Here is a 13,604-nt window from a genome sequence, read left to right as displayed (position 1 = left end):
GAGTCGACTGCGGTTAGACAACCCGCAATGCCAGAGTGGGGTTATGCACCGTCAGCCGTAAGAAGAACAGGGTCGCGGCGGTGCTGTGTGCAGCGGCGACATGAGTACCAACCACCCACCGCATCCTGTGGTTGAAATAACAGTGTGAGATTCATGTGGAAAGCTTGCATTCTGGGGTGAAACATGCTGTCAATGGGGGGAGTGGAGTTGTGAAGCTGTCAGCTACTTCCGCATCCGTCGAGCGTAACCTGACAAAATCCGCAACGGTGTAAGCCTGTGACCTGAAATAAGCATGTCATCTGCGAAAATAGTCGCACCAATAGGGGGTGGGCGCCGGTGACGTTAGCGGGGGGAGGTGGTGGGGGAACTCCCCCCGATTATTTGGGTAGAACGCTGGAAAAGTTTTGCAATTTGCAACTGAGGCTAGGGGTGTCTCTGGTAACCTCTGAACACGGTAACCAAATTTCACAGCTGGCCGACATTCACACCACCTGCGGCGTGAACCATCCGCACACCAACCCTTGGTGGCACAACCGATACCAAGACACCCAACATCTTGTTTGGTTGCGCAGCATATTGCAGCTCACCGTCGGCCAGAGAAGGGAAAACATCAGTGTCCGATCTAAATGTTTCTGAAATCCTTTCCGCAGCAGGGGTAGACAATTCCCACATTGTCGACTTCGTCAAGGAATGGGTAGAAATTCTCGAGCCGGAGGCCATCGAGGTCATCACCGCGGAGGACAATGACCGACTACTTGAGGCTTGCCTCGCCGATGGCGAAATGCTGCCAGCAGGTGACAACCTCTACTACTCGCGCTCCTATGCAAAGGACACTGCCCGCAACGAGTCCTGCACGGTGGTAGCGACCCACTCGGAAGAGGACAAGGGCGCCTACAACAACTGGCGTGACGCGGAAACCATTAAGGCTTCCCAGCTGGAGAAGATGAAGGGCGCATACAAGGGCAAGACCATGTATGTCCTCCCCTACCTCATGAGCCCGAAGGACTCCCCGTTTGCCAAGTGGGCGGCAGGTGTCGAGCTCACCGACAACCGCTCTGTTGCCCTGCAGATGATCCGCATGGCACGGGTTGGTATCGACTATCTCTCCGATCTGGAAGATCCAGCACACTTCGAACGATCCGTGCACGTCACCGGTGACATTGAAAACCTTGGCCAAGGCACCGACAACGATCAGCGTTGCTTCGCCACCGTTGCTGACGATCGGACGATCCTTCACTTTGGTTCCTCCTATGGCGGCAATGCTCTGCTCGGCAAGATTGCGCACGGTCTGCGGCAGGCCTGCTACGACGGCTGGGCATCGGGTGAATTCTTGGCTGAACAGTTCATGCTCATCGGCATTGAAAACAAGAAGACCGGCGAGAAGCGCTATGTCTGCGGTGGGTTCCCGTCGGCTTCCGGCAAGACCAACCTGGCAATGACCCTGGCACCAGAAGGTTTGGAAGACTACAACGTCTACTTCTACGGTGACGACATTGTGTGGCTGCGGGTCGGCGAAGATGGCCGTCTCTACGGTATGAACCCCGAGTATGGTGCATTCGGTGTGGCACCAGACACCAACACCAACACCAACCCGACCGCTATTGAGGCAATCGGCCCTGGCACGGGGGCAATCTTTACCAACGTGGCCTACAACGAAAAGACCCACGACGTGTGGTGGGAAGGCCTCACCCCAGACTTCCCTGAGGATGTTGACGGCTGGTTGGACTGGAAGGGTGAGCGTATCGCTGACCGTCCCGTCGAGAAGCAAAAGTCCGGCAAGAAGGAAGACGCGTGGGCACACCCGAACTCCCGCTTCACCACCACCTTGTCGAATGTGCCAAATATTGCCCCTGACTATGAAGAGCCACAGGGTGTGCCGATTGACGCGATCATCTTTGGTGGCCGTGTCCGCGACCGTGAACCGCTGATCCGCGCCTTCCGTGATCCAGCTGAAGGTGTCTACGACGGCCTGACCCTCGGGGCGGAAGCAACTGCCGCTGCAGAGGGGGTTGCCGGCCAGCTGCGCTACGATCCGATGTCGATGCGGCCATTCATGGCGTATCCGGAAGGCAAGTATGGCCAGCACTGGTTGAACATTCTTGACCAGGTGAAGGAAAAGGGCGGCGACGAGGCGATGCCGATCTTCGCTCACGTCAACTGGTTCCAGCGTGGTGAGGATGGCCGCTATATGTGGCCGGGCTACCGCGATAACCTGCGTGCCCTGCTGTGGATGCTCGACTTTAAAGACGGCAAAGTGGAAGGCACCAAGACCCCGGTTGGTTATATTCCAAAGGCGGAAGAGCTCAACCTCACCGGCTTCAAGGGCTCGAAGGAAGACCTGGACGCTATCCTCACCATCGATCATGATCGCTGGATGCAGGAAATGGCTTCCCGCGAGGAGCACCTCAACCAGTTCCCGAATATGCCGGAACGCATCTGGGAAGCACACAACCGTATCAAGGAAGATCTGGAAAACGACAAGTAGTCCAGTGACTGCTTCCCTTGTCCCGCATGCAGCTGTGCTGCTGGGGCAAGGCGGGTAAAAAACGCGGTCCCTCCCGTTGCAGGGTCTGCAATCTGCCCCCACCTACCGCTACTGGCGGTAGGTGGGGGCATTGCTGTGTGCTGTGCACTTGGCGGATTCTAGTGATCGTTGCGTCTTCGGTGCCATGGATCAGTGCGCTTGGTGTTGGCTTGGCACACCAGAAATAAATAAGGAAGCCTCTATCGCATAATCATTGGCTATTGGCGGGGGTAATTTGAGGCAATGGGAGACGTAATAAAAACCACACTGCTTGCTGTGCGGGTGTGGGAATTCGCACCACTTCATGGCGCACCACCCTGCCTGAACGCGCGTACATGCATCGCGCTTACACTTTTGCCAAGAAAGTGCCGCTGAGCTGGCGAAAGTGGAACCTTGGTGGGGAGTTCCAAGGATTGGCGCCACCCGCCAGATTGGGCAAAATTTGGCAGCAAACCCTCCTGGGGAAGCAATCCGGGAATGGGGTGTGATTGCGATCTAGCGGGGGTACTGCAGCGTTGATATGCGGAAATACCCTTCCTAAGCCGGTTCCAGGGGTTTATTTTTAACCATGTACGCGCGTTCACAGCTGTTGTTCAGCAAAACGCACCACAACAACGTTGGCTGCCGCCAGGGCACCTGCTGTCGGCCAGCCACCCAACCCTAGGAGACCCATCATGGCTCACCCCCGTAAGCTGCTCATCGCCAGCACCGCTACCCTGCTTGCCGCAGGAACCCTTGCTGCCTGTTCCTCGGTTGTGAACCCCGGTGGCGGGGACGAAAGCCTCACCATCTATTCGAACTCCGTCTCCGACGGGCGCGGCGACTGGCTGAAAGAACAAGCCGCCGAGCAAGGTTTCGACCTGCAGATCGTCGACATGGGCGGCGGTGATGTGTACAACCGTCTGCTCGCGGAGAAAGCCAACCCGATCGCTGACGTCACCTTCGGCATGAACGACGTGTACTTCCAAAAACTCGTCGACAACGATGTGCTGGAAAAGTACACCCCAGCCTGGGCTGACAAGATCGACGCCGACGCAGTCGACCCCTCCGAAATGTACTACCCGATCGTCCGCGAACCCATCATGCTGGTGTGCAACGATGCGGCCTTCGCCAAGCCAGAAGACATGCCACAAGACTGGCCAGACCTGTGGGAAAAAGAACAATTCCACAACCGCTACGAGGTACCAGCTTCCCTTGGCGGTGCCACCGTCCAGATGGTGATCTCCGGGATTTTGACCCGCTACGAGGATCCCAACGGCAAACTGGGGATCAGCGACGACGGCTGGAATGCCATTAGCCAATGGTATGGCAACGGTGTCCGCTCCGAACAGGGCACTGACCTGTATGCACAAATGAAGACCGGCAAGGTTGATTGCGGTCAAATGTGGCAGGCCGGCAAAGTAACCCGCGAAAAGCAATATGAGATCACCACGAGTGCTGCCCATCCGGCAATCGGGGTGCCGATGGTGCGCCAAGGGGTGGCACTGGTCAACGGCACCAAACACGAAGAGCAGGCGAAAAAGTTCATCGACTGGTTCGGTTCTGCGGAAGTGCAGGCTGCCTGGTCGAAGCAGTTCGCTACCGCACCAATGAACAAAGACGCCATCGCTGACGGCAACGCGGAAGCAATCGCCTTCACCGAATCCTTCAAAGAACAAAAACTTGATTGGAAGTTCGTTGCCGACAATCTGGACAGCTGGATCGAAGAAATCCAGCTCAACTACGTCAAGTAAGCCACCTGTTACCGGCGGTCGGATCATCCGGCCGCCGGTGGCGCATACACAGTTTGGGACACTCCCATGATCGAATTCAAAGACATCGAGGTCGCCTTCGACAACTTCGTCGCGATCCCGAATATGAACCTCACAATTGAAGAGGGACAGTTCTTTACCCTGCTTGGCCCATCAGGCTGTGGGAAAACCACCGCGCTGCGGGCGCTAGCCGGACTTGTGGAACCCACGAAAGGCCGTATTTTTATCGACGGCCAAGATGTTACGAAACTGCCATCCGACAAACGACAGCTCGGCATGGTGTTTCAAAACTATGCCCTCTTTCCCACAATGACTGTCCGGGAAAACCTGGCCTTCGGATTGAAAGTGAAAAAGGTCGGCAACGATGAGATCGCCCAACGGGTGGCGGATATTGCCCGGGAAGTGGAGCTCACCGATAAACAACTCGACCGCAGTGTCGCAGAACTTTCCGGGGGACAACAGCAGCGTGTCGCCATTGCCCGTGCACTGGTGATGCGGCCAAAGATCCTGTTGCTTGACGAGCCACTGAGTAACTTGGACGCGAAACTCCGCGGCCAGCTTCGTATTCAGTTGAAAGAAATGCAGCAGCATTTCGGTATCACCTCGGTGTATGTCACCCACGATCAAACAGAAGCCTTGTCAATGTCTGACGGCATCGCGGTGATTAACCAAGGCCGGATTGAACAAGTCGGCACTCCGCGGGAAGTGTATTCGGCATCAGCCACCGAGTTTGTGTGTAACTTCATCGGTGATGTCAATGCACTGCCGGTGCCTGAACTGCGCGCACAGGGGGCAGCATTGGATGCCGATTCTGCCTATGTGCGGGTCGAACGGGTTGCTCTTTGTGACCCAACCACCCCGGTTGTTCCTGGCTCGGTGTATTTCGACGGTCACGTGACCGGCAGCCGTTATGAGGGTGTGATGACCACCTATGCGATCGATATTGGTCAGCCAAAACCGCTGTCGGTCGTTATCAAGGATGATGGCCGCCTCGTCTTGCATCCAGGGCAGCAGGTACGCGTCGCAATCGCTGGCGAAGACCTCCTCACCTATAGGGGGAATTAGGCAATGGCGATTACACGGGCGCAAAAACAACGCCGCAGCATCGGTGCGATGCTGCGCTCCCCGCTCAATCTTGTGGTGTTGGCGATCTTAAGCTGGTTTATTCTTGCTTTCCTTATCGTGCCAACGTTCACCCTGCTGCAGCAGACCTTTTTCCCTGACGGGCAGTTCACCACCCGGGTGGTGGGTCGGATCGCCGCCTCGGATAAGGCAGTAGCGTCGCTGAAACACAGTTTCATGTTGGCGATCATTCTCTCGGTGACGGTGAATCTCACCGGTATTTTCATTGTGTTGGTCACCCGCTACTTCGATATTAAAGGTGCCAAAATATTGTGGGCCGGGTATGCCACCTCCCTGATCTACGGTGGGGTGACGCTGGTTGCGGGATATAAAACGATTTACGGCTCCAATGGCTACATCACCAAGCTGTTGAGCAATATCTACCCTGGTCTTGACCCCAACTGGTTTTCTGGCATGTTCGCGGTGGTCTTCGTGATGACATTCGCTACCACCGGCAATCACATGCTGTTTTTATCGAGTTCTATTGCCAAACTCGACTATCAGACAGTGGAAGCCTCCCGGCTGATGGGGGCGAGTGCTTGGACGACACTGATCCGGGTGGTGCTGCCGACGTTAAAGCCGATGATTTTCGCGATCACCACCCTCACCTTCCTAGGCGGGCTCAATGCGCTGATGGCACCGCTGATTTTAGGTGGGGAGAACTTCCAAACAGTGGCGCCGATGATTTTGACCTTCGCCGGATCCCCGCAGTCACGGGATTTGGCCGCTGGTCTTGCAGTGGTGCTAGGTATTGCCACGTTGCTGCTGGTGATGCTGCTTAATCGCCTTGAGCGCAAAGGGCAGTATTTCTCTGTGTCGAAGGTGCCAAGCGCTATTCAAAAGCAGAAAATCACCAATCCGGTTGCCAATGTCCTCGTCCACATTGCTGCCTATGCGCTGTTTGTTATTTACATGATTCCGCCAGTGATGATTGTGATCTTCTCCTTTACGCGGGCGCAGGCTATTCAAACCGCCTCGATTCATCTGTCCGATTTCACACTGGAAAACTATGCCTATGCGCTCACGAATCCGGCTGGCTATAAGCCACTGCTGGTGTCGCTGGTGTATTCCACGTTGGCATCGGTCACCGTGGTGGTGATGATCACGTTGGCGGCGCGCATTGTGCACAAATATCACAACGTGATCACCGTCGTGTTGGAGTATCTGCTGCATATTCCGTGGGTGTTGCCAAGTATTCTTATCGCCCTCGGTATGGTGCTTGCCTATTCGAAGCCAAGTCCGTTGGTTGGCGGGATTATTTTGACCGGCACCTCGTTGCTGTTGCTGTTTGGCTATATCGCTGAACGTATTCCGTTTACATTCCGTCTGATGAAAGCCTCGTTTAGCGGGATCTCTTCCTCCCTAGAGGAGGCGGCATCGATGCTGGGTGCGTCGAATAGTTACACCACTCGGAAAGTGCTGCTGCCATTGGTGCTGCCGACGGGGCTTGCTGTGGGCGCGTTGTCGTTTAACTCGCTGCTCACCGAATTCGACATGTCGGTGTTTGTCTCCCATCCACTCCTGCAGCCGTTGGGTCCGTTTATTAAACAGGCCACCCAAGGTGAGGTGCAGCGCGATACCACCGCATTGGTGTTCGTTTACACCGTGCTGCTCATGATCGTCGCCTCGATCACGATTTGGGCAGTCTATGGGGATCACACAAAGTTGAAGAGCCGCATTGCGGCACTGCGCGGCGGAGGACGGAAACTATGAATCTGTTTGCACAAGCCAGAAAGCAAGCTGGGCGAGCATTGATTGCCGCACACCGCGGCACCGCAGGGGGCTGCATTTTCCCCAACACGTTAGCGGCGGCGAAAGTAGCACTCGCCCACGGCGCAGACATTGTTGAGCTTGATGTTGTGCGTTCCAAGGATGGGGTGTACTTCTCTTTCCACGATGGCTACGAGGAAAAAGAACTTGCTACGGCAACCCCGATTAGTGCGATGACCGCCAGTGAGGTGGCAACCCACCCCTACGGGCAGGTTTTCCACCATCCCGGGGTGGCTACCGTGGACGAGTTCTTTCCGCTGATCAACACGCTGCCGGACACGCTGATCAACGTTGACCGCTCCTGGCGTTATTGGGAAGACGGACTGTTACAGCAATTAGCCGAGTGCACCAATCCGCAGCGGCTGGTTGTGAAATCCCCGGCGGAAGACCGTTGGCTAACCGCACTGGCGCAGGCGAGCGTAGCGCTTCCCTATATGCCGATTGTGCACACCGAGGACGATCTGGCAAGAGTGTTCGCCGCGCAGGCGAAGTATCCAACGATCAATCTCATCGGCGTGGAGCTTATCGCCGCGGATGTGTACAGCCCTCTGGCGAATCCTGCACGGATCGCTGAGCTGCGAGAGCAAGGCCTGCTCATCTGGTTGAACGCGTTAAACCTGGAGAACTTGAAAGATTTGTTCTGTGGGTTTGATGATCACACGTCAATCCTGGACGATCCGGCACGCGGCTGGGGCAAACTGGTGGAATACGGCGCGGATATTATCCAAACCGACTGGCCGCGGCTGTTAGCCGACTATCTTGCCGCGCAGCCATCCACCTCATCACCGTAACGCACAACTGGTGTGAAATAGCTACCGCACAGCACTGCACTGGATATCGGCACGAAGGCAAGGTGTACCCACTATTGCCAAGGTGTTGATCCGGTGCAGGGTTGTGACGCTACCGGTGCAGGGTTGTGACGCTACCGGGGCAGGGTTGTGGCGGAACCGGGGCAGGGTTGGTGGTTATTGACCACCTGCTCAAGGGTTCGTGTCCTCGTTGTAAAGTCTCGTGCTGTGCTGTGTAGACCCGACTCCTTCAGCACAGGGATGCAGACAACTGCGTTGTTTGCTGTAGTGCAGGTCACAGGCAGTGTGGTTGGTGGGAGGGCGTGCCGAATTGGCGGCACTGTGGCGGGTACGATAACAGTCATCGGTGAAAACCCGTCGAACCAATTATTGTCAGGTGTGTGCGGGGCGCGGTAGCTACACAGCACATTCGTTTTGCCGCGCCAGGTGCCCACCGCCCAAACGGAAAGCACCACTCCCTTTTTTTCACAGCGTCACGAGGATCACGTCATGCAGCGTCTGAGCGTCACTATGCAGACAGTAGCCCAGCATGCCGGTGTATCCCGGGCGACAGTGTCACGAGTACTTTCCGGCGCAGACTATGTCGAACCTGCCTCAAAAGCGAAAGTGCTTGCCGCAGTGGAAGAGCTCGGCTATGTGCGCAATGCGGCGGCCAGCCAGTTGGCGATGCGCGGCTCAAACCTGGTGGGATTGTTGCTGCGCGACGCTATCAACCCGGCATATGCCCACCTGCAGGATCACCTCTTGCAGGAGGCACACGCCCACGACATGTTTGTGGTCACCGCCTCTACGGGGCGAATGGATCCGGCTTGTGTGAAACTCGGCGAAGTCTCCGTACTCGACAAGCTCATTCAACTGCGGCCAGCCGGGTTGATTGTTTCCTCGGGGTTGGTGCCAAGTGACAGTATTGTTCCGCTCGCACGGCAGATTCCAACGATTGTTGTTCCCCGCCCAGATCCTTGCGAACAACTCCATGTTATTGGCTATGACGAAGTTGCTGATGGCCGCATTATTGCGGAAGCAGTGTTGCGCGCCGGGCATCGGCATGTAGCTGTCACTCTGTTAGCGAAAGAAGTCAGTGCCACCGAACGTCTGCGTGCCCAGGCGATGAGCGAAACCCTGCAGGCTGCTGGGGTGACAGTGTCGACTATTGCCGATCCGGTAGTGTTGCATGACCATGCTGCCCTGGTGCGGCTGCTGAAAGACAAACTCATTCCGGCAGGAGTGACGGCGCTGATGTTCACCAATGATGCGCGGGCGATCGACTTTCTCATCATGGCTGAGCAGCTGGGGCTACACATCCCGGAAGAATGCTCCGTTACCGGTTTCGATGGGATCGGGCAGGCAGTTGCCTTAAGTGGGCTAACCACGGTGCGTAATCCGCTTGACACTGTTGCGAAACAAGCAGTCGCCGTTATGGGACAGCTGTTGGCAGGCAATATTCCTGCCGAACCTGTTCGGGAACTCTATGAAGGAACCCTGATCGCGGGCCGCACCTTGGCTCAATGCAGTGCGTAACGGGGCTCATACAACGCGCAATGGCGCAATGTCGTGCGTCAAGAGCCCAATGCAATGTGGGTTATGGGCGCCACCGGTGCCAACCAGCTGCTGGCCGACCTCTTGCTGTTCGGATGGCACCACTTGGCCACCGGCCGCGCGGGAATGTGACACCAGGTAGGTAAGAACGCCACACAGGCATCTGTCCGGCGGTGGTCGTTTTACGATGGTGGTGACCAGCTGTTGTTTCAGTGGTCAGACCACAAGGAGTACGCTCATTCGCCAGAATAGTTCCCACCCCATCCCCTCTGCGAAAGCGGAGAGATGCGGTGGGAGAAGGCCAGTATCTGCCACTTGGTGGCAGGGTATTGCGCAAGCAGCTATCTGCACACTATTGCATAGCCACTCCGAAACGGCGTATCCCGCCGCTGAGCAGGGCGTAGAGGACGTAGCAGTCCGCGGCCACCTGCCCTGTTGTGCCGCTTGTTTTTGGTGGTGTGTGCAGGTGGCAACACAACACCGAATCATGATTTAGCAAAGATGTATTCCTTACACTATGAACACCTTACAAACGCTGTTTAACTTCTCTCACTTCTCCACCGAACTTACCTGTGTCGGCAGTGCATTTGTCTTATGTCTCCTCCTTGGGGTGGAGCGCCATATGCACTTAAAAGATGCGGGTATTAAAACGCATGTGCTTGTCGGGGTGGGTGCCTGTGTATTCACCTTGGTTTCGGCCTACGGGTTCAACCCTGATCCGTCGAGTATCGCCCGGTTTGATCCGTCCCGTATCGCGGCACAGGTAGTCTCTGGGATTGGTTTCTTGGGCGCCGGGGTGATTTTTGTCAATAACGACACGGTACGGGGACTTACCACTGCCGCAACCGTGTGGGTGGCGGCGGCCGTCGGGATGGCCTGTGGGGCATCGATGGTTCCGCTTGCTGCGGTGGTGACAATCATGCATTATCTGCTTGTCTTTGCCGTAGGGCCGATTATGCACCGGTTACCGCAACGTAACGGCACCAATAATCTGCACATTGACTATGAAGTCGGGCGGGCGATCATGCCACAGATCCTGACGTTGGCAACCAACCGTGGGTTTACAGTCTCTATTGCCAATGCGCGCGCATCCCATGATGATGAAGAGCCGCGTGTGATGCACACCGACCTTGAGTTGAAAGGCAAACAGCCGATTCATCTCCTTACGGAAGCGGTGGCCAGTCTGGAGGGTGTGCGTGATGTTCGGCTGGCCGATCAGCCAAGCGACGACCTGTAGGTCGAATACGAGCAAATCAGGTGGCGGCGGGCAGCATTCCTGGCGGGTGGGCACGTCAACCGCACATTTCATTGCAACCGCCCCAAGCTTTAAGGTCGCCACCGCGATCAAGGTCAACGAGCAACGCGGCCACGTTGCGTGTGTGCCCGTACCGGTTGTGGGCGGTAGATCATCGGCAGTGACCAACACAGCTATCCCTGCATGAATCCTTCAGGGAACGCTTTCCACGAACAGCGCAACCAGGGGGACTTTGGTGTTTCTATGGCTGACTTGCGTGCAGACTGGGGATAAATACGGCCGGTGCACTTGCCCATACAGAAGGCTGGAAAGCACCACCGAGTGTGACCTAGAACCGTGTCGGTGCAAATTGCACCACTTTCACAACGCTGCTACCAGCGGAAATACCACTACAAAAAACGATAGGTACCCGCATAACGCCCCAGAACAAGGATTGCTGCCCATCTTGGTAGCCGACCTCACAGCGATTGCATATTCGTGGTGGACGCGGCGCACCATCCATTTTCCGCCCGGGCTGTGGCATGCCGCCGCCCGGCGCACAGTCGAGCAAGGGGCCGATGAGCGTCCTGTTGCTTGTTGCCGTATGCCTGTTGAGTTTGCGTTGTTATCGTTGCTGTTTACTGCCTTGCCCGCCTTTCGTGTTATTGGCGCCACGTTGGCGCCACGCACGTTGAGGCTTTCCCGGGGATGCCTGGAGGTGCTGTGGTGCCAATGACCGGGTCGCTATGCTGGTGGTCGCGGCGCAGCTAAGGGTCGTTGAGGGGTGGAACAGTTCCCCTCCCCTGTTGTCGCAGCACCCCCGGAGAGGAGCATTGCCTTCGCATGGCCGACCACAACCAACCCCATGTGCTGCTGTGGTACCGCGATGATCTGCGGATAGCTGATCACGGTCCTCTTGCGTATGCCTATGACATGGCACCGGCACGGATCTCTGCGTTGTACTGCTATGAGGAAGCAGATCCGGCAACAGGGAGAACATTGTTGCCACTGCCCCGGGCAATGGGGGCTGCCTGCCGCTGGTGGTTGCGGCAAAGCCTGCATGCACACGCTAAAGCACTCGCTGATCGGAATATCACCCTCTACATTCTGCGGGGTGATCCAGCCCAGCAGATTCCCCAGTTTTGCCAGGAACACCAGGTAACCCATGTCGCCTGGCAGCGCCGCTACATGCCGCATGCGCCAACGCTTGACCGGTGGATAAAAGAGCATCTCACCACTGCCGGGATGAGCGTGCAATCCTTTCCCGGGTTTACGCTGCACGAGCCGTGGGAAATCACCAAAGCCGACGGCGGCAGTTTTCAGGTCTACACCCCATATTCCAAGGCGGCGTTGCGGCAATTAGACGACTGTGGGGTGGCGCATCATGTGCTGCGGGAGGCAGCCGCGTTTCCACCATTTACTAGCAGTTCCCAACCCCGGGACACGGTGGACCGGGAAAACGTCCACGCGGCTATTGAAGCGCTTGGTTTGCCCGGAACAGGCGAAGAGATCCCTGGGATTCCGCAAACAATTGCAGCCCGAGGGCATGCTGCTGGTGCCGACCCGGAGACAGTGTTGCACCATGCTGCTGCACCGCAGAGTGCTGCTATAAGTACGAACGATGCTGCTGCATGTGCTGCACCTGCTGCATGTGATGCACCCGATGCAGGAAAGCGCACCGCTGCTCCGACGCAACAGTCACCGCTACCGCATTTTCCGCAGATTGCTGTGCCACATCCGTTTGCGCTGCACCAGGACAGCTGGTGGCGCTACTTTGGCTCCTATCACACCCCCGGCGAACACGGGGCACAGCAGCGACTTGAGCGCTTCCTTGCTCGGCAGGCTGCGATGCGGGACTATGCCGCGCAACGCGATGTGCCAAGTCAACCTGCAACAAGTGAATTGTCACCGCATTTACGCTTCGGGGAGATCAGCCCTGCCCGTATCGTTGCGGAAACCACTAGCCGTGCTGATGCGGATGAACTCGTCGGCAGTGGTTGGGCGGCAACCTTTTTCAAGGAACTGTTGTGGCGTGATTTTGCTTGGTCGCGCCTGTGGCAACATCCAACGATGGCTGATGCACCAGTCCGGGAGAAATTTTCCTCCTTCCCGTGGACGTGGATGCCTGCAGTGGAACAGCCGCACACCGCGTTTGCTGCCTCCCGGGAAGCGATCACCACCGCCATTACATTGCCCAATGTGTATGCGGCCGGGGGTGTTAGCCCCCGCCAGCAGTTGATGATTGAACTTGGCCGTTGGCAGGCTGGTCTGACCGGTGTGCCACTCGTTGATGCAGGTATGCGACAGTTGTGGCTGTTTGGCACCATGCACAACCGGATTCGCATGGTAGTGGGAAGCTGGTTGACGAAAAATTTACTCATCGACTGGCGGCACGGGGAACGCTGGTTCTGGGAGACGCTGGTGGATGCTGATCATGCTGCCAACCCGTTTAACTGGCAGTGGGTTGCTGGGTGTGGCGACGATGCCGCACCCTATTTTCGGATTTTTAATCCCCTCACCCAAGCCGCAAAGTTTGATGCTTCCGGTGCCTATCAGCAGTATTTCCTGCCCGACGCAGCGCAATGCACAGGGCAAACTGCAGTGCAAAGGGCCGCACAGAGCGCAGCGGATGAGCTTCCGTTGAGTTTTCCGGACAGTGACCCGGTATCTGATGGCAACCCGGTGGCGCACCCAAGAAGCGAGCAACCTGCCAACGCGGCTGTTGCCGCCCCGTGCTATCCGGCCACCCCAATGGTTGCTGTGGGTGAATCCCGCAAACAGGCACTTGCCGCCTATGAAACTATCAAAGGGCTGTAACCACCTGGCAGTTGCTGGTATCACCACAGGATGCATATCAC

Annotated in this window: 8 protein-coding genes; all 8 read left to right on the top strand. The window is 56.8% G+C overall.

Annotated features, from left to right (window positions below):
* The first annotated feature begins 613 nt into the window (after window positions 1-613).
* The 8 genes from CCHOA_RS10425 (at window position 614) to CCHOA_RS11080 (ending at window position 13,563) form a co-directional block, all read left to right on the top strand.
* Entirely contained in the window at window positions 614-2,485 is a 1,872-nt protein-coding gene (locus tag CCHOA_RS10425; protein WP_123930414.1) for a phosphoenolpyruvate carboxykinase (GTP), read from the top strand.
* Between the two features lie 713 nt (window positions 2,486-3,198).
* Window positions 3,199-4,257, top strand: coding sequence for an extracellular solute-binding protein (locus CCHOA_RS10420; RefSeq protein ID WP_123930411.1), 1,059 nt, complete (start codon window positions 3,199-3,201; stop codon window positions 4,255-4,257).
* Window positions 4,258-4,323: 66 nt separating this feature from the next.
* A complete protein-coding gene (locus tag CCHOA_RS10415; RefSeq protein WP_123930408.1) occupies window positions 4,324-5,340 on the top strand; it encodes an ABC transporter ATP-binding protein in 1,017 nt (338 codons plus the stop codon).
* A gap of 3 nt (window positions 5,341-5,343) precedes the next feature.
* Window positions 5,344-7,110: an ABC transporter permease gene (locus tag CCHOA_RS10410; RefSeq protein ID WP_123930405.1), complete on the top strand. Its 1,767-nt coding sequence runs from the start codon at window positions 5,344-5,346 to the stop codon at window positions 7,108-7,110.
* On the top strand, window positions 7,107-7,958 hold the full coding sequence (locus CCHOA_RS10405) for a glycerophosphodiester phosphodiesterase family protein (RefSeq protein WP_123930403.1): 852 nt from the start codon (window positions 7,107-7,109) through the stop codon (window positions 7,956-7,958). The genes CCHOA_RS10410 and CCHOA_RS10405 overlap by 4 nt, the downstream gene beginning before the upstream one ends.
* Window positions 7,959-8,465: 507 nt before the next feature.
* Entirely contained in the window at window positions 8,466-9,494 is a 1,029-nt protein-coding gene (locus CCHOA_RS10400) for a LacI family DNA-binding transcriptional regulator (RefSeq protein WP_123930399.1), read from the top strand.
* A 535-nt stretch (window positions 9,495-10,029) separates the two neighbouring features.
* Window positions 10,030-10,749 carry an MgtC/SapB family protein gene (locus tag CCHOA_RS10395; RefSeq protein WP_123930395.1) on the top strand — a complete coding sequence of 240 codons (720 nt, stop codon included), beginning with the start codon at window positions 10,030-10,032 and terminating at the stop codon, window positions 10,747-10,749.
* An 840-nt stretch (window positions 10,750-11,589) separates the two neighbouring features.
* Window positions 11,590-13,563 carry a cryptochrome/photolyase family protein gene (locus CCHOA_RS11080; protein WP_123930392.1) on the top strand — a complete coding sequence of 658 codons (1,974 nt, stop codon included), beginning with the start codon at window positions 11,590-11,592 and terminating at the stop codon, window positions 13,561-13,563.
* Window positions 13,564-13,604: the final 41 nt, after the last annotated feature.

This window comes from Corynebacterium choanae (assembly GCF_003813965.1).
In the GTDB taxonomy this organism is placed as follows: domain Bacteria; phylum Actinomycetota; class Actinomycetes; order Mycobacteriales; family Mycobacteriaceae; genus Corynebacterium; species Corynebacterium choanae.
Note: the sequence above shows the minus strand (reverse complement) of the source record. Positions and strands in the feature narration are given on the sequence as shown.

Excerpts from the sequence above, each read along its gene's own strand:
- CCHOA_RS10420 (WP_123930411.1), top strand. The coding sequence starts at position 3,199 with ATGGCTCACCCCCGTAAGCTGCTCATCGCCAGCACCGCTACCCTGCTT.
- CCHOA_RS10415 (WP_123930408.1), top strand. The coding sequence starts at position 4,324 with ATGATCGAATTCAAAGACATCGAGGTCGCCTTCGACAACTTCGTCGCG.
- CCHOA_RS10410 (WP_123930405.1), top strand. The coding sequence starts at position 5,344 with ATGGCGATTACACGGGCGCAAAAACAACGCCGCAGCATCGGTGCGATG.
- CCHOA_RS10405 (WP_123930403.1), top strand. The coding sequence starts at position 7,107 with ATGAATCTGTTTGCACAAGCCAGAAAGCAAGCTGGGCGAGCATTGATT.
- CCHOA_RS10400 (WP_123930399.1), top strand. The coding sequence starts at position 8,466 with ATGCAGCGTCTGAGCGTCACTATGCAGACAGTAGCCCAGCATGCCGGT.
- CCHOA_RS10395 (WP_123930395.1), top strand. The coding sequence starts at position 10,030 with ATGAACACCTTACAAACGCTGTTTAACTTCTCTCACTTCTCCACCGAA.
- CCHOA_RS11080 (WP_123930392.1), top strand. The coding sequence starts at position 11,590 with ATGGCCGACCACAACCAACCCCATGTGCTGCTGTGGTACCGCGATGAT.